The following is a 24,461-nucleotide window of genomic DNA, read 5'->3' on the forward strand; positions in this document are numbered from 1 at the left end:
CATTAAACTTCTAGTAATCCATGCCTCGACTTAAACCGGCCATAATTGTCCCCAAGAAAAGGAAAGCAATGAGGATATAAATAACAATACCGATAGCAGCCCAAAGAAGACTGGCTTTAGCATAGTTTGCTTTAGAAGGATTCGTACCGCCTCCAAAAGCCCAAACAAATAACATAATGATGTTCACAAGTGGGATGATCATAATTAAGATCGTCAGCATCCAATCCTTTACTGATATAGCGGGTGCCACTTGTTGCTGGTATCCTGGTGTAGGATAACCAAGATTCTGGTTTACATTCGGTTCCACGTGAGTTCCCCTTAAATAACTATTTTGAGCAATAAAAAAAGCTCCATACCCTATAGTAGGGATAGTTGCTTCATGATTAAGTATTCATAATTACATGCTCAATAACTACATTTTATGGCATAATGTGCTAAATATCAACAAGAAATGTTGAAATGATTTCCATTTCATGATAAACCCTGCCGCAATGGCAGGGTTTTAGTCTTTTGTAAATGGCTGTTGCTACACTTCCTCCGTATCGCTGAAGCTAATAATTTCCTGCTCCACTGCAGTTGTTGAACCTAGATCGGGGAGATCCTCCAAGCTCACAACGGGATCGATTGCTCCGTGCAGTTCGAAGATAACAATCTCATTCGTTCCTGATCGAAGAAGCGGTCCTGGTACGTATAAAGTTTTCTGAGGCCCTCGCTCCCAATATCTCCCCAGGTTGAACCCGTTCACATAGGCGACACCTTTCTTCCAACCATCGAGCCGTAAAAATGTATCCGCAGCGGCATCGACTTCAAAGGTGCCTCTATAAAAAGCAGGTTCGTTTGATATCACATTCATTTTTCCAATTGGTGCATAGTCCAGCTCCACTGGCTTTGATAGCGGAAGTGGATACATGTCCCAGCCGAATAAAAATTGGTTATCGAGACGCACACCCTCTGTAATTCCCTTATAGTCCTTAAGCAGAGGCCCGTAGTTAATACGGCCCATATTTTCCACCAGAATTGTCAGTCGTGCTCCTGATTCAGGCACATGGACACGAATCGGCTGCGGATTCCATCTCTCCACGGAACCGATATAGCTCCCATCCATAAACACCTGAGCACGATCATGCACATCTTGCAAATGCAGGTCCTGTCCATGACGTGGTCCTGATACCCATGTGGAATAAACAATAAATCCATAGTTCTGCCCTAGCTTCTCCATTGGCAGTGGATTGATTCCAGACGATTTACTCGTCAGCGAATCCAATTGCTGGAGCAGCATCGCGCATTCGGTTAACCTTACTTCTCCATACCGTTTCCTAAGGATAGGCTCAGGCAGAGAAATTGGCGGAATATCCACATATTTCTGAAGAACCTCACGTACAGCATAATATTTCTCCGTCGGCTCTCCTGACTCGCTAAGCGGCGAGTCGTAATCATAACTTGTAACGGTTGGTTCATAGGTCTTGATATGATTAGCGCCGTTATAGAAGCCAAAATTAGTACCGCCATGGAACATGTAAAAGTTCACGGATGCATCTGCTGACAGCATTTCATCCAATACCGCAGCAACATCTGCCGCATCTCGAGTATGGTGCTTCTCCATCCAGTGATCGAACCACCCGTTCCAATACTCCATGCACATCAGGGGTTCATCTGCACGGTACTCGCGAAATTTAGCGAACGATTCCATCGCTTTAGAGCCAAAGTTTACGGTTGCTAGTACATCAGGCAGCGTACCGCCTTGCAGCATGGAGTCCGTTGGTCCATCAGAAGTAAATAACAGAACATCAACGCCTCTAGAAATCAATCCCTGACGCAGATATTCCAAATAAGCCTTGTCATTGCCATAGCTTCCATACTCGTTCTCAATCTGTACCGCAATGATCGGACCTCCGTTCGAGCATAAGAGAGGCGTCAGCTTAGGAATAAGAACGTCATAATACGCATCCACTTTACTTAAATACAGGGGATCCGAGCAGCGCAAACGTATGTCACTATAACGGAGCAGCCAAGCAGGGAGCCCTCCGAACTCCCACTCGGCGCAAATATACGGGCTCGGTCTAACGATAACGTGCAAGCCAAGATCTCCAGCTACTTGAATAAATTGAACCAGATCGGCCAATCCTTCAAAGCAAAACTGCCCTTCTTCCGGTTCATGAACGTTCCATGCAACATAAGTTTCGACCGTATTAAATCCGCATGCCTTTAATTTTAACAGCCGGTCCTTCCAGTACTCTGGGACGACACGAAAATAATGGATTGCTCCAGAAATGATACGGATTGGCTCTCCATTGAGCATAAATTGATTACCGACAGCTTCAAAACGTACAGTCATCCCATCAGCCCCTTTTATTTGCTAAGATGAATATTCAAGAATTTAAGAAGTGCATTGTAAAAATCTATCTGATTTTCAAATTTATAAAATCCGTGTCCTTCATCCTGTTTGATCATATAATTGGAGTCGATACCACGCTGGCGAAGGGCCATGACCATTTGATCGGACTCCTTCTTGTTCACTCTAGGGTCATTGACACCCTGAGCAAATAAAATCGGAGCTTGAATTTTATCCACATGAAGAAGCGGTGAATTTGCTTCCATCATTTCTTTGTCTTTATTAGGATCCCCTACCTGCTGGTACATGATCTGACGATCCGGTTCCCAGTAAGCCGGCATGGAATTAAGGAAAGTAAATAAGCTGGACGGTCCCATGTAATCGACTCCTGCAGCATACAATTGGGGTGTATACGTCACACCTGCAAGTGCGGCATAACCTCCATAGGATGCGCCGTAAATCGCAATTCGTTTAGGATCGGCAATTCCCAAATTTATCAACCATTGAACTCCATCGGTAATATCATTTTGCATCGCCTGACCCCATTGCTTATTCCCGGCGTTCAGGAATTGTTTACCATAGCCCGTCGACCCGCGGAAATTCATTTGCAGGACAGCATAGCCACGGTTCGCCAGCAGTTGGACCTCCGGATCAAATCCCCATGAATCCCGTGACCAAGGTCCACCATGAGGGAGAACTACAACAGGTAAATTTTGAAGTCCTACATTCTTCGGCATGGTTAAATAGCCATGAATCGTTAACCCGTCGCGAGAATTGTATGAAATAGGCTTCATTTCAGCCATATCTTCTTCCTTAATCCACGGCTTAATGTCAGCATACTTCTCCAGTTGCTTCGTTTTTCGGTCGTAAAAATAGTAAGCCCCCGGCGATTTATCACTGTATGATCGCAGTGTAACTTTGGTCTCGGGTAACGGATTGCCGACAATGGCGAATTGCTGATTTGACGGCAATTGGCTCTCTATTTCTTTTCTCAGCTGCTCGTATTCTTTGTCTAGATATGCATAGTATACTTTATCCGTTTCATACTTGACCGCAAGAATAGCCCGCTTCTTATAAGATACGATGATATCTTTTATATCGGCATCAGGGTTTTCGTAGATCGTGTCCCCTATGGTTTTCGTGTTCAGGTTGTATTTGACAAGAGCAAGCTTATCACGACCGATGTTGGATAAAGCGTATAGCTGGGTATTATCAAAAGAGAACATGATCGGGTTGAATTCATCACCGAACTTCACGGTTAATATAGGTTCAAACTTCTGTGACGTTGAGTCGCGGTATAATATCTTCTTGTCGATTCCATCCGTAGCAACAGCAAGTCTGACATCTCCATACAAATCCGTCATCCAGCGTGTAACATTGCCGGGATTACCCTCCATTATCTGGAATTCACCCGTCTTGACATTAAGAGTAAACAAGTCGAACAGCTCTCGGTTTCGCTTGTTCATAGAAATTAAAATATCATTGGGATGAGAAGGATCATAGGACATATTCTCCAAGTACTCCGCCCGCACGTTATCAAACGGCGTTAAGTCTTTATCCGAAGATCCGTCGGCATTAATCGAATGAAGGTGGTAATCCTCGTCACCGCCTTTATTCGTCATATACAAAATCGTATCGTTATTAAACCATGTGAAGTCTACGATACTTCGATCTTTTATATCGGTGATCTTAACTGCATCCTTCTTGTCCTGATTTTTCTTGTAAACAAATATTTGCTGCTGGTTATCGTTCTGCTTCAGGAATGCCGTATATTTTCCGTCAGGAGATACTTCGTAACTGCCCAAGTCTGAGCCCCGCAAAAAATCTTCTAACGGAACCTGGCCAGACTCGGTTTCCCCTATCATAATCGCCCGGTAGAGAAACAGCGCCAGCTGTGCGCGAGTGACTTTATCCTTGGGCATAAACTCGACTTGATTCGTAAGGAAGTACTGTTTTAAACGTATGACATCGTTATAATGACTATCACTCAAGATACCTTCGTCCTTGAACAAGACGTTCATGCCGTTATCTTTCAGTTGAAAAGCCCGTACCAGCAAGCTGGCCATCTGTTCCCTCGTCAAGGGCGCATTCGGTGAGAATAGTCCTTGGTCACCTTGAATGATCTTTTTCTCGGCTAACACATTGATGGCAACAGCAAATTCGCTTTTCTCAGGAACATCCGTAAATCCTTTCAGTGAAGCGGGATAACCCAGCTTCAAAGCTTTGCTTAACCATTGTGCCGTAACCCCCCTGGTTACTTCATCATCAGGCTTAAATAACCCATCGGTGTTTCCTTGAATAATCCCTCTTTGAGACAGCATCGCGATCTCTTTACTAGCATAGTGGTCCTTTGGTACATCCCGATACCCTTGAATCGGCCCTTCCTTTTCGGAAGCGCTTGCAATCGTCACGATATTCGATAACAACGCGACAACAAGCAGTACGTAGAACAATTTTAGCAGTGGGCTCTTCATTAACAATCTCCTCTATATGGTATAAAATAGTCACATCGCCAATAATATATCATTCAAGCTATCGTATGGTAAATAGATGATTTTAAAGTTGCATTTACAACGAATATATTAATCGTTATAATAGTGGCGCATGCAACTATTAATCGAGAATAGGAGTCTACCACTGATGGATTATAAAAGCACAATTCCCCGCTGGGTCTCGCTATTGTATCGATATGGTCATATGTACATAGGTGACCGGTTAAAGCACCTGGATATTGGCCGGGGGCAGCACATTTTTCTAAACACACTTTATAGAGAGGATGGCCTCAGTCAAGAGGAGCTCTCCAATCACCTCAAAATCGATAAAGGAACTACTGCCAAAGCTTTGAAAAAGCTGGAAGAGCAAGGCTATGTCATTAGAAAAGTAAGAGATGAGGACAAGCGGACCTATCAAGTTTTTTTAACGAAAAAGGCACTGCTTATTAAAGACGAAGTCAGGTCAGTCCTAACCGATTGGCGAAATCATATATCACATGGATTAACGGAGGAGGAGAAGCAAATGGCGCTGATTTTGCTGGAAAAAATGGGCACAAACGCAGCGCGTATTCATGAGATCGACGAGGAACAAATGAACAACATCAAAGAAAATGCTTAAAGTCGTCTAGGAAGGTGAACGCTGTGAACATCAAAGCGATGGGCCAACGGGTGATAAATAATCACTTTCATGCCCTTACGCATCAAAATTACCGATATTTCTGGTTTGGCCAGTGCATTTCATTAGTCGGGACATGGATGCAAAATATCGGGCAATCGTGGCTCGTATTAACGTTAACGGGCTCTCCTCTGTTACTAGGCCTGGTCGGAAGCATTCAGTTTTTGCCGATCACCTGTTTTTCATTGTTTGCGGGAGCAATCATTGACAAGTTTCCTAAGAAACAAATCTTACTTGTTACCCAGACAATCTCCATGATTCTCGCTTTTGTATTATCGTATCTCGTATTCACCCATAAAGTGCAATACGGACATGTGCTCGTCCTTGCTTTTATTCTAGGCTTGACCAACACGTTCGATATGCCGACAAGACAATCATTCAACATTGAAATAGTCGGCAAGGAAGACTTGATGAATGCAATCGCGCTGAACTCGACTACATTTAATCTGGCTCGTATTTTAGGCCCCTCCATTGGGGCGGCTATGATGGCTTTGCTTGGGCCTGCATGGTGTTTCTTATTAAACGGGATAAGCTTCATAGCCGTTATTTACGGACTGCTGCAAATCAAAACAATCCCTTACGTTCGCCAAAAGAAGAAGAATGTCAGCATATTTAAAGAAATTAAAGATGGTATGGTCTACATATCTCAAGATAAACGTCTAGCACAAACTCTGCTGCTTGTTACGATTATTGGAACGTTCGCTTACAATTTCGCCATTCTTATTCCGGTCTTTACAAAGGGCGTTCTGCATATGGAGGAAAGAACGTACGGAATGCTGATGTCCTGCCTTGGAGTAGGATCGCTCATCGGGGCATTGACCGTGTCGCTGAGAAGTAAAAGCGGGCCGAAAATGAAGGTTATCGCTATCGCTTCCATTCTTATAGGAATTTTCTTATGTATTACCGGATGGACAACTTCACCTTACTTAACAGGTTTTTTTCTTGCATGTACCGGTGTGTTTAACATATTGTTCGCAACCAATTGCAATTCTTCCCTGCAGATTTATTCTAAAGATGAATACAGAGCGAGGGTCATGAGCGTATATTCGCTTGTCTTTGCAGGCTCTACACCAGTTGGCAACCTGTTTGCAGGTTACATGGCGGACCGGTTTGGTGCCGATGGAGCATTTATCGCATGCGGACTTCTATGTATCGTACCTTGTTCAATAATCTTATTCTTATTCCGTAAGAAAAAATCAGAACAGGCAGAGACTCCTGCTGCATAGTAAAAAAGAGCTGCTTCCTCTCATCTTGGTGTACAAGATTTGAGGAACAGCTCTTTTTCTCATTAGGAACAGCAGCTTCCATCAGCCAAGTGACAAACCGCAGGTGCCGCTTCAACCTCCCCGGTCGCTTCGATATACTCAATTTCAATATGAGAGCTTACTGTGCGAAGCAGCTTGCAGTTCTTTCTAACATGCGTTAACAGCTCCGACTTTTGCTTCTCCGTTATTTGACCTTTTATCGTCACCTGAAACTCGATTCTAGAGATATCTCCCTGCTCATTCATCGTATCTTCAGCAGTTACATGAATATCATCCACCGACCAGCCCTTGTCTTCTACATAACGGGTCATCGTAGTAACCGAGCAAGCGGAAAGTCCGATGAGCCACAGCTCGGTCGGACGAAACCCAGTATTATCGCCGCCCCTATCCAGACCTTGATCAATCGTAACGGTGCGAGTTTGAGCAGTAGCCAGCTGAAGAAAACGGCGCAAGCGTTGTAACTGAATCCTCATATAGTTCAACCCCTTTTGACGATTATATTATGCTCTTGGCGCCCAGCTTGCGAATCGTTTCTTAAGAGGATGCAGCAGAACCAGCTCGAAGAACATGGCCAATATCCCAATGGTAATAATCCCGACCATTACAAGCGGTGAATTCCCGATCTGTCCGCTAGAGGAAATCAGCCACCCAAGTCCTGCATTGCCACCGATCATTTCAGCAGCAACAAGCGAACGCCATGCAATCCCGAAGCCAACGACCATACCTGTAAATGCAGATGGCATAACCTCTGGCAAATAAACATGCCATGCTAGTTGGAATCGGTTAGCGCCCAAGGTTTGCGCTGCTCGAATATGGGAAACCTTGATCTGCTCCATCCCTTGGATCACATTAACCACAATCGGGAAAAACGCAGCGATCACAATAACAGCGATCATCGGGGCATTCCCAAGATCCAGCAGCAGTATAAGCAATGGAGCCCATGCCATAGGCGGTGTTGCTTGAAACAACATGACCATCGGAGTTAAAAATTGACGAAACTGCTTGCTGATACCAGCCAATAATCCGACTACAAAGGCACATACCGACGCGATAGCAAATCCGACGAACAAGCGGTATAAGCTGATCCCGATATGATGATAGAAATCCGCTGACACCAGCTGCTTTTTCAATTCAGTAAAGGTTTTAAGCGGACCTGGAAAAACTAGAGCCGGATAATGACTTGCTGCAAGTACCCACACAAGAATAATAAAAGGAACGGCAAAAATGCCATAATGTATTTTTTTCATGTTGATCTGTTTAACCCCCTACCTGTCCTTCGAAGGTTCAGGTTATTTAATCCAAGACCGATCCATTATCGTTTTCACGTCTAACGGCTGATCAATGGACTTCAATTTGAGGCTGTTATCCGCGACTTCCTGGTAAAATTTCATATCGTTATCCGTAAATTTGGTTTCAAACTTGTTACGTTTCAATGCTTGTGCCATAACTTCGCCAGGACTGTAGGTTTTGCCGTTAGCGCTGATCTCTGGTACGTTAAATGCTTTTGCTAACAATTCAGCGTTATCCTTGCTGTTCTTGTTCAACTCATCTACGGAAGCGATATGCCCTTGAAGGAATTTGTCCGCCGCATCCTTATGATCCTTCAGGAATGAGTCCGAAGCCAGAATAACAAACGCAGGATCTGGAACTTCTTTCACGACTTTCAATCCGCGAAGCTCTGCAAACGTAAGGAATGGCTCACCGGCAACAGCTGCATCGATCGTTCCGCTATTGATAGCCTGCTCCATGTTGCCCATTTCGAGTTGAACCAGCGATGTCGTCTGCTCAGTTAGTTGCCCTTCTGGTAAAATCATAGCGCGAATCAAATAATCGACACCGCTTCCTTTTACTAAGGTTCCGAGCTTCTTGCCTTTGAGATCGGCAGGTTGTTTGATCCCGGAGGAATCCTTCGTCAACAAGCCAAATTTACCGTCATCGACTTTAGCAATCACTTTGAATTGCGCGCCGCGCGAGCCCCAGTTCACCGCTGCCGGCATCCCTGCATAAGCCACATCCAGCTTGCCGGAGGACAATGCCTTGTACAAATCCGGACCATTCGCAAAGGAGAAAAATTCCGCTTTCAATCCCTGCTTGTCAATCAGTCCCTTTTCTTTAGCTACAATCGCCGGTGCGGCAGCTATCAAATTAACGTATCCTATTTTAATTCCTTCTGCTTTGCCCTGCGCCGCATCTTTGCCTGCATCCGCAGTCGGCTTCTGTCCTGCTCCCGATCCACAAGCTGCAACTAGCACCGCAGTCATCAGTACCGTACTGACCAGCCCCAAAAACTTTCTCTTTTTCATTATATTCCTGCTCCTTCATGCTCGTATTGAACGACAAAATCATTGCGCAAATCCAGCATCAGCTGTTTTTTATACTCATTAAATAAGGACGATACGCGAATTTCCGGAATTCTTGGACGCCCTAAGGCAATTTTCATCACTCTTTGAAGCTGGCCATTATCTTGAAACACGGCAATTCGATCCGACAAATAAACGGCTTCATCAATGCTGTGAGTGACAAGAATAACCGTCATACCGGTTTCCTTCTGAATCCGCAGCAGCTCTTCTTGAAGCTGCTCTCTAGTCTGCTCATCCAAGGCACTGAACGGTTCATCCATAAGCAATATGTTAGGCTGAGTGACCAACGTCCGTGCTATCGCCACACGCTGCTTCATCCCGCCGGATAGGTCATTGACGCTTTTATGCTCATTGCCCGCCAAGCCAACCATATGAATCGCTTCTTTACTGCGCTTCTCTCTCTCCTGTTTATCCATGCCGGACATTTTCAAGCCGAAGGCTACATTATCCAGAACATTTAACCATGGGAACAGTGCCAAGTCTTGAAATACAAAGCCGCGGTCCGGACCAGGATGAACGACTTGCTTGCCCATCACGCTTATTTTTCCGCTGCTCGGATGCAAATAGCCTGCAATGGCGTTGAGCAATGTACTTTTGCCGCACCCGCTTTTGCCGATGATACTAATAAACTCTCCTTTATGAATGGAAAGAGAAATACCGTTAAGAATGCTTTTCTTACCTTGATAATTGACTGATACATCATCGATCTCGAGGATTAAAGACTCTGACTGCATTTCTGTCATGATTCCCGCCCTTTAATTCATAGTATAATAGTATGTTTTATCACATTAAAGTACCATTGGCCGAACGATACGTCAAGTGAACACTTATTGAAAACCTTGATCTATAAGCAAAAAACCGCTCAACCAGACTCTCCTGCGCATCCTTAACTCGCATGGAAAGAACATGACTAAGCGGCTGTTACTTTAGTTCTACATGACACTTTTTCTTATTACAAAATTATCCCTCATCATGGTCCAAATTGCCGGGTCTTCCATGCCTAACCTCCACAAGGCGATCCCACGGATTCCAAGCTGGTTGGCAAGCTCCATCTTCGCTTTAATGCTAGCCGCATTTTCAAACCATACCTCATGCTCGTTGCCGGACTCATCCGTGTAAGCAAACATCGGGGTCTGAGTCTTCTCGTCGAAAATGATTTCCTTATTGTATTTCTTCGCCAGGTCCATAGCCATCTGGTAGGTGGCATACGTATTCCGCTTCGTAGTTAGATTGAAATCGAAGCCGAACACCGATACCGCAGCTGTAATTTTATAACCTGGCATTTTCGTTAATGCATAATCGACAACCGTCTTCATCCATCCGATAGAGACAACAGGACCAGGTCCGCTGCCGGGCCAGCCATGCTCATTGTAGAGCATCAGCACCAGCTCATCGACAACCTCACCCAGAACGGAATAATTAAACGGAGCAGAGAATGGGTTCGTCGGCTCATCCGACTCTCTCGACGGCACATCAACGGAAAAATAGTAGCCTCTTGCTCTCATTGCAGCGCCTAGCTCCCGATAAAATGCTGACAGCTTCTCACGATCCTCATAGCGTACATCTTCAAAATCAATATTAACCCCATCAAAGTCGTAGCTCTGAATAAGCTTGACAATACTGGATATAAAAGCGGTGCGGTTTTCCTGAGTATCCAGCATGCCGTGAATAACCTCTTTATTCGCGTTTTGATTTCCTCGCTCATATAACAAATTGTGTACGGTAGGCAGCATTTTAATATTATGCCGATGCCCAAAGCTGACAACGTCCCTCATATATTCATCGGTGAACGTTGCTGGAAACTTCTCAATCTCCATAGGGTTTTGCCTGTTGATGCGGAAATGGAACATCCCGACATTAGACAAATTTGCCGTTTGTGCCGCAAACACATCGTAAGAGCTCGGAAGTGTCGGTCCTTCCTCTTCCGTATAAAATCCGAATATTTCTTGTACCGGTCTCTTCCCGTCATGCGGCACTATGGTGACATTGGCTCGGTTCACCCAACCAAGACGCCCGTTATACAAGCGCACTTGTATCCAATCGCCGATTATGCCGGTTACAGGAATTCTGGCAGTTCTGTCCATTTGAGCCAAAACCGGAGCCTGAGCACTGGCATAGCTGCGAATGTTGGCAGTTTCCGTTCGGACAATCACTTCCGTATAAATCGGGATGCGCAATCTTTGACCGATAGACAAATTCATGGAAGCATGTTGATTTAACCTCATAATAGCTTCTACGGTCGTATTGAACATTTTGGCAATGCTGTATATCGAATCGTGGGCTTTCACTACATAAGTAACCGGTCCGGAAACTGGAATGGAAAGACGTTGTCCTACATTAAGTGCAGGTGATGTCAGATGGTTCGCCTTCATCAAAGCTTCTACCGTGACTCCGAAGCGTTGGGCAATTGTATACAATGAATCTCCTTGCTGAACCACATAAGTAATCACTGGGTATGCTCCTTTTATGCATCTTGTTACCCCTATGCTATTCAAAACGCCCATAAGATGAGATCGATTCCAGCTATTTTTTTCAAAAAAATTTCTTAGGATTATGCACATCTGCACTAGGATCATGCATCCTCAAACGAGTTGGAGGCTAGTACAATCAGAGAAGTGAATATTCGCAAGATGGAGGATGGATGACATTATGAATAACAACGAAAGAATGCAGTGGTTCCGCGCCGCCAAGCTGGGTTTGTTCGTACATTGGGGTCCCTATTCGTTATTGGGACGCTGTGAATGGGCTTTCCGCCTGGATGGATACAAGGTAAAAGAATATGCCAAACTGGCTGAACAATTTACAGGAGAAGGCTTCAATGCTGATCAAATTTGTGCTACCGCAGTGGAAGCGGGGATGAAATATATCGTCCTTACCGCAAGACATCATGACGGGTATTGTCTTTATGACAGTCAAGCAAGTGACTTCACCTCAGTAAAAGGGACACCCCAGCGCGATTTTATTGAAGAATATACGGAAGCGGCGCGTCGTGCCGGTTTGAAGGTTGGCTTGTATTATTCCTTGGTCGATTGGCGCTATAAAGGCGCTTGGGACCATGATGCTTATCCAGGTTCGGTCACAGCGATGGTCGAGCAAGCCCATGCACAAGTCAGAGAGCTTATGACCCACTATGGCAAGATCGACCTGCTCTGGTATGACGGAGCGACAGTAACCACATGGGAGTGGAGAGAAAATGAAAGCATAGCTGAGTTTTGGCGCAGTCAGGAGCTTAACGCCATGGTGCGAGAACTGCAGCCGCATATCATTATTAATAACCGCTCCGGTACACAAGAAGATTATGTGACCCCTGAACGCAAGATAGAAGCGTCTAAAGAAGGACTTCCATGGGAAAGCTGCTTGAGCATCTGTCCTTTGAGCTGGAGCTACGTTCCATACAGCCCGAATCGTAAATCTGCTGCCGCCATCGTTCGTGACATTATCGAAATTGCTTCCGGAGGTGGCAATCTTCTGCTGAATACCGGACCTAACCCAGACGGCTCGCTCAACCAAGAAGAGGTAGACCGAATTATGGAAGCAGGAAAATGGGTCAAGCGCAATGCAGAGATGGTGTATCACGCGAGAAGAAGCAGTCTGAATGAATTCGGACCGCATGGCCCGAACGGATGCTTAGGACGCTGGATCGGTACAGATGATCCTACGGTGCATTATCTTGCAGCACTCGGTTGGTCCGGTAAGGAATTCTGGAGCGTGCGCATTGAAGGGAAGGTGCAATCCATATCTGTGCTTGCAACCGGCGAGAGCATCTCTTTCCGCCAAGAACCGTTCGGTCGTCTCATTCTTCAGGACTTGCCGGATATGCCGACAGAGCCACTTTTTACCGTCTTTAAAGTGAAATTTGCGGCTCCACCCAAAGCTCAAGAGGATTATTCCAGAGCAGAATGGATTGAGAGTGATTTGTAATTCAATAAAACTGTCTTTAGATCTAAAGGTATAAAAAGGGCTATCGCTTTTGCTGACTGAATGGTCGCAAAGCAATAGCCCATTTGGCTCTTTATACGAGAATTGAAGAATCCGGTCTTAATGCTCCTCTTGATTCCTCGAACATCGAGATCCAATCCTTCACATCCTCCAAAGTCATGGTGTCCATATCCAGGAAATGATGAAGCTCCGGAAACTGTTCCGCGAACTCTGGCTGATCATAAAGATCCTCCGGATGGCTGTCATGGCCATGCATGCGGTGAACGCAGTATTTATAAACGTATACAATACTCTGATTGTGCCCCCATTCCAAATTCCCATCTACAGCATTCTTAAGAAATACGGAGGAATTGCTGCCCCAAGAAGCCCCTGATAATTTAAAAATATCTGGCTGAGCGCTCCATAATCCTTCCTTTAGTCGGTTGCCTGGTTGATCCAAGCAAAATGCCCGGATAAAGGCATCGTACAGCTTCGTATGCCCGATAATACGCGAGTTTTTACGTAGGAAGTATACTGTCCGGTTCTGGCTTCGCGGAAAAATATGATGGTGCCAGTAGTAAGCAAGCAATAAGAAATTCAATCCGATTCGCAGGTGGGCTGCTGCAGTTTTGTAGTTTCCAATTGCTATATGCTCCTTAGCCTTTAGCAGTTTGGTATCGGCTTGCTTTAATGCCTCTTCTTCTTTAAATTGGGTTATATTCTCATGAAACAAATATTGATCGTAAAGCTTCTTGAAAGGCCTCAATATATGTTCAGGATCATGAATGACCTTGCATTTATATATTTGGATAGGGAATCCGAGGAGTGACTGATCGGGCTCGTCAAACTGCTCCGTGAACTCCTTCATCCGGCTTTTTGTAATTTGAATGATTTCTACACCCATATTGTCTAAATAGTTAAAATGCTGGAATTCCTCAAGACGGCTCTCAACAACAATACATAACTCCAGATCAGAATGCTTCCACATCTGCCCTCTTCCGATGCTTCCCCCTAGCGCAACTCCTACAATATCAGGGTTGTTGCAAAATGGTTCCGCTATACGATAAGCAGTCTCAACCATCCGACGTTTCCAATCCATCCCTTTACACACCTTCCTTAGGTATTCAGCCAAGTAGCTAATGCACAATTCCTCGCTCATGACCTTGATTCGGTATATACCTTCGTCGTCTTTCTTCAGCTAGGGAGTAAAGGGGTATATACTGCCATTATATCGAATTAAGATATCAAATATATGTTCAAAATTATGAATATCTTAGCTTACGGCTACAAAAAAAACGCCTTGCGGCGTTGCTTATAATGTACGAATCGGCACACCGTTCAAATAAGCATGAATATCTTCCACTGCATCCCGGTAAAAGGTTTGGTAATTCCCCTGAGATACATACCCAAGGTGAGGAGTCGTCAGAACATTGGGAAGCGATCTGAAGATGCTGTCCTCAGGTAATGGTTCAATTTCATAAACATCTATACCCGCGCCTGCAATCCCGTTATTTTGAAGAGCTTCGACAAGTGCCGGTTGATCTACTATCGACGCACGAGACGTATTGATCAAATATGCAGTCGGTCTCATTCGCCGCAGCTCTTCTGCTCCGATCAACCCTTTTGTCCGTTCGCTTAATACTAGGTGGATGGAAACATAATCGCTTGTCTCCAACAGCTCCTCCTTGGAGCTAGCCAACTGTACCCCTAACTCATCAGCCCGCTCCTGGGTTAGATTCTGGCTCCAAGCGATCACTTCCATGCCAAATGCTTGCCCGATACGCGCTACTCGACTTCCTATTTTACCAAGTCCGAGCAATCCAAGTCTTTTACCTCCCAGATCCATCCCTATCGTGCTTTGCCATGGACCATTTGCTCGAAGCGCATTGAATTCTTGAGTAATATTTCTAGCTAACCCCAAAATTAATGCCCACGTCAGCTCTGTTGTCGGCTCTGATTTTCCAGCTGTTCCACAAACGACCACACCATGGGAGGCAGCCGCCGCCAGATCTACGGACGCATTGCGCATCCCTGTCGTTACAAGCAGCTTTAGTCGAGGCAAACGATCCAGCAATGATTTTCGAAAAGGAGTGCGCTCCCTCATAATGACCACGATTTCGCAATCATGAATTGCCTTGACCACTTCATCCTCATTATCTAAATGCTCGGTGAATACTTTCATATCGACCCTATCGTACAGCGAAGACCAATCCGCCATATTCAATGCGGCTTGCTGATAATCATCCAATATTGCGCAGCGAAGTTTCATTGTTATCCAACTCCTCACCATGTAATTATTAGTAAAGTTTTCATTTAAGTTAAACTAGTGCTGTACTACAATTGTTAGTAATATCAATTAGTATACTATAAAAATTGGAGGAGTAGATTTGTCGAGCAGATATATGCTTTGGTTTTTCAGCCTAATGGTTTCCTATGTTGGATTTTATGTGATAGAGCATCTATTTACGATACCGCCTCATAAAGTCTCAGGTAACGGAAATCCAGGTTTATTGGTGATTTTCCTGCTGTTTCCTTTTTTTGCTGCGAGTTTATATCTTACTTTTATCCTGATAAAAGCTATTTTTAGCACCGGTTTAAATATAAAAAGAATTGCCATCATCAGTTCGATAGCAATTCTTATCTGCATTATCTTGACAGGTCTCATCATCCATTACACCAACGCACTAGTACACTCTCTTGGAGGTACACCTACGAGTCCGGATTCCAGAATTTATCGTTTTGGTTGGTTCAATCAGTATACGAATAGCTTATATTTCAACACGTACACGTTTTTATTAATCCATATATTGAGTGTCCTAGCCGGATTGCTTACTTGTATCAGAAAACCTTCGGATCTATGAGCGATCCCCATTGAATGAAAGGCGTCTGGTCATCGGACAACGTTAATGTCCCCATTATCACATTATTCTCGTTCGGATGAAGTGAGTAATGCTCCAGCATCTCTTTAATTAAAGTTGACGTGCGCAGCTGCTTCAATTCGTTTTGGGGTATCCAAAACAGTTCCCCCTCGTCAGAGACAATAAAGTTTGGATGCTTTGTCTCACCAAAATAAACAAACTGCTGCCTTAGTTCACCTTCCCTCATTTCTATTAAGACATATTTTAACCTGAAATTGATGATCTCGTCCTCAGAAAATCCGGTTTCTTCCTTAATCTCTCTATAGCTTGCTTTCATTGGAGAGTTGAGCTCTCCTTGCTCCAAATGTCCTCCAATACCGCCCCAAAATTCAAAAGCAAACAGCTTACTTCCAGCCTTTTCATCATTAATACACGATTTTCATGCAATAAAAATGCCGTTGCCATTTGTCTGACTTCCATGTATGAATTGTTCCCTTCATATTGTTAATTTGGATTGCAGAGTCTGCCTGTCCTCAGAACCTTTATCATCCTAGAGTATTTGACCGATATGTTTAAGATAAATGGAAACTTTGAATATAACCGTTTATTCCTTTAATTGATCTTGGTTGATGACCAACTCTCCATTGGTCCACAAGCCTCTTCTAACGGTCCCGTCTGAACGGGTTTGTACTCCGTAGCCATGTTCTAAATTGTACTCCCAATGCCCCTCGAATTTGGCTCCGTCTTTCCATTTGTAAGTGCCCTTTCCATGGAATAAGCCATCTTTCCAATCTCCTTGATATGAATCTCCATTGGCAAAATGCTTCACACCAACTCCATGCTCCACATCTCGGCTCCATTGTCCCAAGTAGCGGGTTCCATCCGGCCAGCAATAGACACCTTCGCCATGCTTCAATCCATTCCATATTTGTCCTTGATAACTTTCTTGATCATTTATTTCTACATGCTGCTCATTTTCGATTCGCTCCCTCCAAACCGTTGCATATTCCCGATCATCGATCCCAAGGATTTGACCTTTCATATCGTAATATTCTTGCTGCTTTATACTGGCAAGGCTGAAATTCTGGGGTTCCATGTACAATGGATTGGCCACATACCGATCGTCAATATAGGTTTTATAAAACCATTCCGTCAAATCGTACATACGGAATAAAAGTCGTTTTACTTCCAGAAGATCAAGAAGCAGTTCACTCTCTCTTGGATCGAAATATTCCAACTGCTTTAGCAGGGAGACAAACGGAGGAGGGATAATTTCGTTGCAGATCAACGTCTCCAGTAAAGTCATAGGTTCATCCGAAGTTGCTGATAATTCCTCCATGATTATTATTTGGGTTACGAAGCTTCGACCCAGCCGTTGAAGTGAGTTAAGTGATAGAAGAGGATTGCTGTCTACAAATTGCTCGGCATTGGCTGCTAAAGCATACAGCTCCGGAAGCTTCTCTTGCATAAAATCAAAATTTGATTTTGATTTATTCACCGTGCACCTGCCTCTTTTTCAAATATTCTTTATATGTATTCTTGCTGATCCATAATTTCCCTTTTAATTCTTCTGCAACACAAGTAAAAACTATATTTGGGCGAAGAGTCCAAACACACGATACGGGACAGTCATACATTAGTCATATGACCCATTGAAGGAGGTTGATGATATGAGCGACGGAATCGGTTTTGGTTCCTCTTCCTCGATATTAGTTCTATTTATACTTTTAATCATAGTCGGTGGCGCCCTTCTGTTCTTTTAATTCGGGGTTTATCTGCATTGAAAAAGGAGCTGCAGCAGCAGCTCCTCGTCTTTAATTAGTTTATAGGATGAACACGGATGTGCAGGTTAGGATAAGCCTTCGAAACCTCTGACGCTCTTTTTTCTAATTGTTGTATCTCGAAAGGAATATTGAACAGCTCATGTTCCGGTTCCAAAGTAATGCTCGTTCCTGTCTCCTTAGTAGAGCCCACGCTCATTACTCCCGTTTGCGGAATGCCATGCTTATAATCCTGTCTGAAAATGCTCCCTTCTCTTCTTATTTCAACAGATAGCTTGTGGGACAAGGCGTTGACGACAGCTACGCTAATTCCTTTCTCACCACCAGGGGCAAAAAACGGTGCACTCAAGCTCGGCCTCTGTATATCGGTTAATACCGTCTGAACGTTAGGCTTACTGCTATTGGAGAGTACGCTCACTGGTATGCCCCGGCCGTTATCAGCTACTGTAACCATTGAACCGGCATGCACAATAATGTCTACTTCCGTACAGTAACCAGCTTGGTGCTCTAAAATACTGTTTTCCAATAATGCCCACACCAATACATGAGGGTCGTAGGATTGTACATCTTTCCCTAAATATCTTTCAGCATGCTCTCTGGCTTCTACCATATCTAAGTAGCCGCTCGTATCTGCAAGTTCGTTGGCGGCAGCCAATAGCAATAGCACGGGAAGCACTCGATGAGGAGGCAAGCTGTAATCCCCTCCCCGTTCTTCTTGAATGAGAAGGTCAGAGCCAATTAGCGCCTTCATGTGATGATACAGCTGTCCCGTGGTCCCCATGTGGAGCTGTTCAACGAGATCGTTCCCTGAAGCTGGTCCTTTTAGAACTGATCTCAAAATATCCAAGCGCTGCTTGTTGCCGAGAGCCGACAAAATCTTGGCCAATTTCTCCCCATCTTGGGTTAATAGTGCACTTACCTGCTGCTCATGAGCTTCCCATTTATATTTCAGTGTTTCATTGCGATACTGACCTGAGTAGTAAATCATGCCTTCACTAGAGGTACCTTCATTATCCTGCTCGTTGCTTATGGTTCCCATCCGTCCTGTTTCACCGATGCTAAGCTGCTGACGGACAAGCTTTTGCAAATCATTCATTTGTTGTTTCAACTCATCCAATTCAAGTAATACATCGCGAGTCAAACCAACCACCTCCGAAAATTTAATTGTGAAGTTACGTTATTACGTTATTACGTAATTTAATAATAACATTTATATATTATTTTGTAAATACTTCTAAATGGCCGCTTTCCCCAAAAAATAACCCTCGATCCACTAAGGAACCCGAGGGTATTTCAGCTACATTTTAGTAAAAAAACCTTTGGTTGAACTGCTTCGATCCATTAATTTCAAAGTATTAGTTGCCATGAGGGATAGGACGTACATCAGAAGAGAGATAAGAATAGATCCTGTAACCACCCAAGGAAGAGGATATCCAGCATGATTCATGAAAACATAAGCCCCTTGCCCCCCGATAGCCATAATCGTTAAGCATAGCGCAGTTTTTATGTAATGCCGGATATCCAAGGAAATCCCGATAAAAGTAGAGATGGATAAAAAGTTAAGCATTGTGATAATACAAATCCCAAAGTTGATGCCGGTAGCAACTCCGTATATCCCCCACTCCGAGCCAAAGATATACATCGCTATCGCTTGCAGTAATGTGCTCATTATAAAATTCCACATCACCGTCTTGACTTTTCCGATCCCCAGCAATACGGCATGAAACGGTTCTTCAAAATAGTGAAGCAGGAAAAAAGGCGCCAATAGCTTCAGCAAATTCCCGGCTTCCGGTGCATGGTACATAACGGTAGTCAACGGAACCGCCCACATATACAGTACAAGCGTACAAGGCGCTCCAATCATGAAAGCAAGTCGGATCGCTTGATCGATTCTCTGATGAATCAGCTTCCGATTATACGTTGCATGGGCTTCACTTATTGAAGGCATAAGCGCAGCAGATAATGAATGCATGATGAAGGTCGGGAACATTAGCAATGGAAATGCGTAACCGGCAAGTAAACCGTATTGTTTAGTCGCAAGAGCTGTTCCTACTCCTGCTACCGCCAAGCTTTTGATAACAAGTGCAGGCTTAATCGCTCTGTAAATCGAATGAATGAAGCCTTGTCCTGTCGTTGGCAGCCCGATATTTAGCAACTCATATAAGGTTTGTTTTTTACTTGGGATTTCTTGAGACGATGACTGCCTGCTGCGTATTTTCTTTTTGTGCAGTGAATACATGATCATTAAGTAAACTAATCCGCCGCCTTCTCCAAGGACGGTGCAGATCATTGCTCCCGCCGCCGCATATTCGATTCCGTAAGGCAGCAGCATTTGGACAACTCCAACCAGCAAAGAAATATGCACGATGTTTTCGATAACGTCCGAGATGGCAATAGGCTTCATGTTCTGCTTACCGCGAAAGTATCCTTTAAGGACCGAGGATATGGCTACAAGAGGGGTGATGGGAATAATAGCCAGCATTGCATAATAAGCTCTTTGGTCCGCCAGAATCAGGGACGCGATAGGCTTGGCGCCAAAGAAGCTCCCGAGCGTTAACACAACACTAAGCGTTACCGTTAAGCTTAACGATACTTTCAGAATTCTTTTTATCTTTGCCTCGTCATCCTGGGCCTCTGCTTCAGCTACCAGCTTGGAGATGGCAACCGGCAGTCCAAGACTCGTTAACGTGATCATCATGGGTACGAGTGGATGAGCCATCATTAATAGTCCGATACCTTCTGGTCCTAAATAACGAGCTAGAATGATGCTGTTAATAAATCCTAATATTCTGGTTATAAAAGCGGCTGCAGTGAGAATAAATGTACCACGTACAAATGACGAGTCCTTTTTGTCCATGTCGCCTTCCTCTCCATATCTATATACTTAAATTGATATATATTCGGAAAGGATAGCTTGTATGCGAACAAGCCGTTATACGATGGTAACCTGTTTTAACGGGTACATAATGAAAAAAAATAAACCCGCAGTATCTGCGGGTTATATGCATTATCTATACTAAGATTTAACGGAACCGAAGGAGTTGATTGAAGTCTCCTGAGCCGGAACCGGAGCTACCCATAGTACTGGCTTTTCGCCTTGCGGATAAAGGACAACATGTTCTCCTTGCTTCAAATCGATCTCAATAGAGCCGTCTTCCAATCGATTTATGGTATACTCTTTAGTTCCTGATGCTTCTATTGGACCTGTGATATCCGTTTGGAGGCGCAAAGGCTCTCCTGCCTCACTATAGACCACAATAAATTGTGTCACCCCTTCCTTCCGTACCGCACTGATCCGGAAGCCACCTTCTGCGCGCATATCATGGAAAGCTGCATCCTGCCAATGCTTGGGCACCGCAGGGAATACACGAACCTTATCCCCCCAGCTTTGCAGCAGCAAATCATGAATCGAAGCTGCTGCCGAGAGTGGAGTTTCAATAACTGGGCCCGACTCCATATACATCGTATTTGGCTTCAAATATTGCTTCATAAAATCATTCAGGCACTGTACTGCTTCATCCGCCCTTCCCATACTTGAATAAATGGAGGAAGCTCCCGTATAGGAATAGCCTTGCAGTGCACCCTTGAATCCGATCCAATGATGGAGCGACTTTAAGATGATGTCCCGATGCTCCTCCTGTTCCCAACTCATCAGGTAGAGCGGGTAAATCATAAAGAGATGAGAATAATGACGGTGCGATATGGCAAGCGGCACATCTTTGCCGATCATAAACCCGGTTTCATCCTGTGGATAATCCGCCAATCTCTCAAGAACATCTCTCCATCTCGGAATGAGCGGATCGTCTAGTTCAAGTCTTTGACAAATAAATTGCAAAGTCTGGGATCCCCAGCGAAGCAAAGACAAATCGTAATTGCAATCTTCCGCTTTATCCGGGTATTCCGGAGAGATAGCTAGTGGAAGGTGCAGCCTTCCATCCTCTCCTTCTTCTAACAAGTGAAGGTAATAATTAATACTTCTTCGAAGAAGCGGATATACTTTGTCCCGCAGCATCGTTTCGTCCATACTATAACGGTAGTGCAACCAGTAATTATGGCAAATCCACGGTAAATTGCCCAGCTCTTCTCCCGCATTTCGAATGCCATCGTAGCTCGAAGAACGACCTATAGCGGCTGAATCGTGTCGGTATGGTTCAGGCACATTCCCAATCAAATTGTCCAGATTGTTCTCCAAAAACCGGGTAAGCGATTCCCCCAGGTGAAGCCTTCCCGAAGCATATACAGGCCAATAAGTGAGCTGTACGTTCAGATTCCACCATATTGCCGGCCATGGCGTTTCAATATAAAACCACGGTCCCATTAAGTCCAGCAGCGGACGGTCCGAACGTGTCCCGGATGCCAGCTTGTACATCTGAATCCAGTACAGGCTCTCAAGACGTGTGTCCGGTATGGAGAGGAAGCTCTCAGGATAATAACGATGCCACCAGGCGCGATGACTCTCAATCAGTGCTTCAAGCCCCGTCTTATCGGCTGTCTCAACAGCCTTAATAGCTTCTTCACGGCCTCCTAACTCAGGGAATGAAGAACCTACACTAAGGTATAATACCCGGCTCCCATTGTCAGCATTAAGGGCAGATTTCCAGGCTGTTGCAAATTCTCCGCCTGCTGTAAGTGATTGAACAGTAACTTCGACCCCATTCACATAACTTGTCACATGCGGCGGATTGTTATCTATAATCGTTTCTTTGCGCTTAACTTGTCTCGGATTGATGGGTCTTTCAGGAATGAAGCTCCACGAGCATTCATTTTCTCCCTTATCCGCTCGCCACTCCACTACAATCACATGTTGGTCGGTATGAACGAACGATCTCCATTCAATTTTGCCATTATCCGTTTGAATAGTTCCAGTAGCTTCGGCGTTCCATAAGATCATGCGAACTGAGCTATCTTGAATTCGACCTACCGTCTTTAGCACCAGCTTGCCGATAGGCAGTCTGTGTTTTCCGTAAATCGCCGAACCGGTCTCCTGCCTCTCTGTCACATCACTTCTACCAATATCCCACTGAACTTCATTATCCTTCTGACTGTATAACATCGCTCCAAGCAAACCATTTCCTATAAAAGCGCCGCTCTCCCATTCGGATGGAAGTGAGTTCCATACCAGATCATGTCGCGACAAAAAAGATTCCCATTCCCTAGGCTCCATGGTTTGAAGCGCTAATTGCTGTTGCAGCATTTTCCTGTCCCTCCTATGAAAAATAAAAGTTACCCGCTTCTATTCTAAAGCTTGGATATGATTAAGAAATGGTCGATCCAAAGCTTTATTTGCATAATGCTAACGTCTTGCATTCATTGTGCGGCTAAATCATAGGATAAGCTTGCCAAAACGCGCTGAGAAGTTGATATAATAGTTAAACAACAAGACATAAGGGTGGATTTATATGGAAGATGATCAGTTTATTACATACAAGTTCAGGGAGATCAAAAATCTGCTTTCTTCTTTTTTAACACAAGTTCTTCCTGACTATCATATTTCTCCGATCATGATGTATTCTTTAGAATTTCTTCGCAAGCATCCGGATTCCAAGGCAGTAGATATCGCCAATGAATTTGGTCTGACGCGTGGAGCTGTTACACAGCTTCTGGATAAGCTGGAGCAAGAAGATCTCGTTGTCCGCAAACCGCATCCAACAAGCCGAAGAAGCTTGCAAATTCAAATTACACCCAAAGGGAATGAATTGATTAAAAATATTTTAAACGCCTACAATAACAAGATAGAACGTTTATTCGCTCATTATTCTCCAGAAGAACTTTCATCATTGAGATTGTTATTGGAAAAATTGCCACTTTAAATCCCTTCGCCAGAAGCAAAGGGATTATTCTTGACTACTTTGTTTAGATAATATACTGTTTAGTAATTAAACAATATGTCATCTAAACATAAGGAGTGTTATTATGAATAAGATTATAGCTATTACAGGCGCATCTTCGGGAATTGGGTTGGCAACTGCTTTAAAATTAGAGCAAGAGGGCTGGATTGTGTACGCAGGAACTCGTCATGTAGAACGTGATCGAGAACAATTCGCTAACCACCAGCATCTTCATTTTCTAGAGATGGAGGTCACTCGTCCTGAATCCCTTGAGCAAGCTTTTTCCGTCATCGAACAAAGCCATGGACACTTGGATGTGTTGTTTTGTAATGCGGGCTATGGTTTTCTAAGATCATTAGGCCAAGCAACCATGGAAGAAGTACAAGATATATTTAATACCAATGTGTATGGGGTTATGCATTCCATTCGTGCCGCGCTTCCGCTTTTACAAAAAGCAGAAAATGGCCATATTATTGCTACTTCAAGTGTAGGAGGATTAGTCGGACAGCCATTAAATGAGATTTACTGTGCTAGCAAGTTTGCTGTGGAAGGGCTATTGGAAAGTATGGCTACGTACTACAAGCCCTTGTTTAATATTGAGATAACCTTGCTTGAGCCTGGCGCTATCGCCACTAACTTCGTTAAGACCGTTCTGGATCACGTTGAGAAGACCGGCGGTGTATTAGACGATGAATATAAACCCATTATCGATGCGTACTTACACAGCTTCAGCACTCGAAACACAGCACCGCAAACTTCTGAATCGGTAGCTGAAGTTGTCTTTAATCTGATACATTCGGAAACCAAACCGTTGAGAATCCGTACATCCGAAGCTGCCGAAGCCTTCGTAAGCCATAAGGTAAGCACTGATCCTACGGGTTTAGATGGGGTTTTAAAAATAAGAAAGATGCAATTGAATATGTAGTAGACAGGAGCGCTATCTGCCAAGAT

General features: G+C 44.2%; 20 protein-coding genes. 5 read left to right on the forward strand and 15 right to left on the reverse strand.

Going from position 1 to position 24,461, the window contains the following annotated elements; translation table 11 throughout:
* Positions 1–10: 10 nt before the first annotated feature.
* The 3 genes from BP97_RS0109180 to BP97_RS0109190 form a co-directional block, all read right to left on the reverse strand.
* Positions 11–307, reverse strand: a complete 297-nt coding sequence (locus BP97_RS0109180) for a hypothetical protein (protein ID WP_051620465.1) — start codon at positions 305–307, stop codon at positions 11–13.
* 219 nt (positions 308–526) lie between these two features.
* Positions 527–2,335 (reverse strand): glycoside hydrolase family 35 protein, encoded by a 1,809-nt coding sequence (locus BP97_RS0109185; RefSeq protein WP_028548845.1) that lies wholly within the window; start codon positions 2,333–2,335, stop codon positions 527–529.
* 14 nt (positions 2,336–2,349) lie between these two features.
* Positions 2,350–4,806, reverse strand: a complete 2,457-nt coding sequence (locus tag BP97_RS0109190; protein WP_028548846.1) for a S9 family peptidase — start codon at positions 4,804–4,806, stop codon at positions 2,350–2,352.
* 166 nt (positions 4,807–4,972) lie between these two features.
* Here BP97_RS0109190 and BP97_RS35715 point away from each other — a divergent pair, with 166 nt between their 5' ends.
* Together BP97_RS35715 and BP97_RS0109200 are read left to right on the forward strand one after the other, a co-directional pair.
* A complete protein-coding gene (locus BP97_RS35715) occupies positions 4,973–5,443 on the forward strand; it encodes a MarR family winged helix-turn-helix transcriptional regulator (RefSeq protein ID WP_036745653.1) in 471 nt (156 codons plus the stop codon).
* A gap of 23 nt (positions 5,444–5,466) precedes the next feature.
* Positions 5,467–6,726 carry an MFS transporter gene (locus BP97_RS0109200; RefSeq protein WP_028548847.1) on the forward strand — a complete coding sequence of 420 codons (1,260 nt, stop codon included), beginning with the start codon at positions 5,467–5,469 and terminating at the stop codon, positions 6,724–6,726.
* A 62-nt stretch (positions 6,727–6,788) separates the two neighbouring features.
* On the opposite strand, the gene BP97_RS0109205 is transcribed toward BP97_RS0109200, so the two are convergent.
* From BP97_RS0109205 to BP97_RS0109225, 5 genes are all read right to left on the reverse strand, one after another.
* Positions 6,789–7,238, reverse strand: a complete 450-nt coding sequence (locus tag BP97_RS0109205) for an OsmC family protein (protein WP_028548848.1) — start codon at positions 7,236–7,238, stop codon at positions 6,789–6,791.
* A gap of 27 nt (positions 7,239–7,265) precedes the next feature.
* Positions 7,266–8,012 carry an ABC transporter permease gene (locus BP97_RS0109210; protein ID WP_028548849.1) on the reverse strand — a complete coding sequence of 249 codons (747 nt, stop codon included), beginning with the start codon at positions 8,010–8,012 and terminating at the stop codon, positions 7,266–7,268.
* Positions 8,013–8,054: 42 nt separating this feature from the next.
* On the reverse strand, positions 8,055–9,068 hold the full coding sequence (locus BP97_RS0109215) for an ABC transporter substrate-binding protein (RefSeq protein ID WP_028548850.1): 1,014 nt from the start codon (positions 9,066–9,068) through the stop codon (positions 8,055–8,057).
* Positions 9,068–9,868, reverse strand: a complete 801-nt coding sequence (locus BP97_RS0109220; protein ID WP_156043178.1) for an ABC transporter ATP-binding protein — start codon at positions 9,866–9,868, stop codon at positions 9,068–9,070. Before BP97_RS0109220 ends, BP97_RS0109215 begins: the two co-directional genes overlap by 1 nt.
* 189 nt (positions 9,869–10,057) lie before the next feature.
* On the reverse strand, positions 10,058–11,575 hold the full coding sequence (locus BP97_RS0109225) for a LysM peptidoglycan-binding domain-containing protein (protein ID WP_156043179.1): 1,518 nt from the start codon (positions 11,573–11,575) through the stop codon (positions 10,058–10,060).
* 199 nt (positions 11,576–11,774) lie between these two features.
* Between BP97_RS0109225 and BP97_RS35720 the strand changes: the two genes are divergently transcribed.
* The gene (locus BP97_RS35720) at positions 11,775–13,046 is read left to right on the forward strand and encodes an alpha-L-fucosidase (RefSeq protein WP_051620466.1); all 1,272 of its coding nucleotides are present in this window, start codon (positions 11,775–11,777) and stop codon (positions 13,044–13,046) included.
* A gap of 91 nt (positions 13,047–13,137) precedes the next feature.
* Here the strand turns inward: BP97_RS35720 and BP97_RS0109235 are convergent, their stop codons facing one another.
* From BP97_RS0109235 to BP97_RS35735, 7 genes are all read right to left on the reverse strand, one after another.
* The gene (locus BP97_RS0109235; protein WP_028548853.1) at positions 13,138–14,142 is read right to left on the reverse strand and encodes a nucleotidyltransferase domain-containing protein; all 1,005 of its coding nucleotides are present in this window, start codon (positions 14,140–14,142) and stop codon (positions 13,138–13,140) included.
* Between the two features lie 213 nt (positions 14,143–14,355).
* Positions 14,356–15,312 carry a D-2-hydroxyacid dehydrogenase family protein gene (locus BP97_RS0109240; RefSeq protein WP_028548854.1) on the reverse strand — a complete coding sequence of 319 codons (957 nt, stop codon included), beginning with the start codon at positions 15,310–15,312 and terminating at the stop codon, positions 14,356–14,358.
* A gap of 569 nt (positions 15,313–15,881) precedes the next feature.
* Positions 15,882–16,238: an NUDIX hydrolase gene (locus BP97_RS35725; protein WP_231506255.1), complete on the reverse strand. Its 357-nt coding sequence runs from the start codon at positions 16,236–16,238 to the stop codon at positions 15,882–15,884.
* Between the two features lie 267 nt (positions 16,239–16,505).
* Complete coding sequence (locus BP97_RS38755; RefSeq protein WP_051620467.1) at positions 16,506–17,399, reverse strand: MORN repeat-containing protein; 894 nt, start codon at positions 17,397–17,399, stop codon at positions 16,506–16,508.
* A 320-nt stretch (positions 17,400–17,719) separates the two neighbouring features.
* A complete protein-coding gene (locus tag BP97_RS0109265) occupies positions 17,720–18,832 on the reverse strand; it encodes an ATP-binding protein (protein WP_331281305.1) in 1,113 nt (370 codons plus the stop codon).
* A gap of 147 nt (positions 18,833–18,979) precedes the next feature.
* Complete coding sequence (gene spoVB / locus BP97_RS0109270) at positions 18,980–20,539, reverse strand: stage V sporulation protein B (protein ID WP_028548857.1); 1,560 nt, start codon at positions 20,537–20,539, stop codon at positions 18,980–18,982.
* 159 nt (positions 20,540–20,698) lie between these two features.
* A complete protein-coding gene (locus tag BP97_RS35735; protein WP_051620468.1) occupies positions 20,699–22,876 on the reverse strand; it encodes a glycosyl hydrolase family 95 catalytic domain-containing protein in 2,178 nt (725 codons plus the stop codon).
* 205 nt (positions 22,877–23,081) lie between these two features.
* Between BP97_RS35735 and BP97_RS0109280 the strand changes: the two genes are divergently transcribed.
* Positions 23,082–23,492 carry a MarR family winged helix-turn-helix transcriptional regulator gene (locus BP97_RS0109280; protein ID WP_028548858.1) on the forward strand — a complete coding sequence of 137 codons (411 nt, stop codon included), beginning with the start codon at positions 23,082–23,084 and terminating at the stop codon, positions 23,490–23,492.
* Positions 23,493–23,595: 103 nt separating this feature from the next.
* Positions 23,596–24,435: an SDR family oxidoreductase gene (locus BP97_RS0109285; RefSeq protein ID WP_028548859.1), complete on the forward strand. Its 840-nt coding sequence runs from the start codon at positions 23,596–23,598 to the stop codon at positions 24,433–24,435.
* The last annotated feature ends 26 nt before the right edge of the window (positions 24,436–24,461 follow it).

Origin of the sequence: Paenibacillus sp. UNC451MF (assembly GCF_000686845.1) — a bacterium.
GTDB lineage: Bacteria > Bacillota > Bacilli > Paenibacillales > NBRC-103111 > Paenibacillus_S.

Coding starts and splice junctions, on each gene's coding strand:
- BP97_RS35735 (WP_051620468.1), bottom strand. CDS start 22,876: ATGCTGCAACAGCAATTAGCGCTTCAAACCATGGAGCCTAGGGAATGG.
- BP97_RS0109235 (WP_028548853.1), bottom strand. CDS start 14,142: ATGGATTGGAAACGTCGGATGGTTGAGACTGCTTATCGTATAGCGGAA.
- BP97_RS0109190 (WP_028548846.1), bottom strand. CDS start 4,806: ATGAAGAGCCCACTGCTAAAATTGTTCTACGTACTGCTTGTTGTCGCG.
- spoVB (WP_028548857.1), bottom strand. CDS start 20,539: ATGGACAAAAAGGACTCGTCATTTGTACGTGGTACATTTATTCTCACT.
- BP97_RS0109280 (WP_028548858.1), top strand. CDS start 23,082: ATGGAAGATGATCAGTTTATTACATACAAGTTCAGGGAGATCAAAAAT.
- BP97_RS35725 (WP_231506255.1), bottom strand. CDS start 16,238: ATGAAAGCAAGCTATAGAGAGATTAAGGAAGAAACCGGATTTTCTGAG.
- BP97_RS0109210 (WP_028548849.1), bottom strand. CDS start 8,012: ATGAAAAAAATACATTATGGCATTTTTGCCGTTCCTTTTATTATTCTT.
- BP97_RS0109285 (WP_028548859.1), top strand. CDS start 23,596: ATGAATAAGATTATAGCTATTACAGGCGCATCTTCGGGAATTGGGTTG.
- BP97_RS35720 (WP_051620466.1), top strand. CDS start 11,775: ATGAATAACAACGAAAGAATGCAGTGGTTCCGCGCCGCCAAGCTGGGT.
- BP97_RS0109215 (WP_028548850.1), bottom strand. CDS start 9,068: ATGAAAAAGAGAAAGTTTTTGGGGCTGGTCAGTACGGTACTGATGACT.
- BP97_RS0109220 (WP_156043178.1), bottom strand. CDS start 9,868: ATGACAGAAATGCAGTCAGAGTCTTTAATCCTCGAGATCGATGATGTA.
- BP97_RS0109185 (WP_028548845.1), bottom strand. CDS start 2,335: ATGACTGTACGTTTTGAAGCTGTCGGTAATCAATTTATGCTCAATGGA.
- BP97_RS0109205 (WP_028548848.1), bottom strand. CDS start 7,238: ATGAGGATTCAGTTACAACGCTTGCGCCGTTTTCTTCAGCTGGCTACT.
- BP97_RS0109240 (WP_028548854.1), bottom strand. CDS start 15,312: ATGAAACTTCGCTGCGCAATATTGGATGATTATCAGCAAGCCGCATTG.
- BP97_RS35715 (WP_036745653.1), top strand. CDS start 4,973: ATGGATTATAAAAGCACAATTCCCCGCTGGGTCTCGCTATTGTATCGA.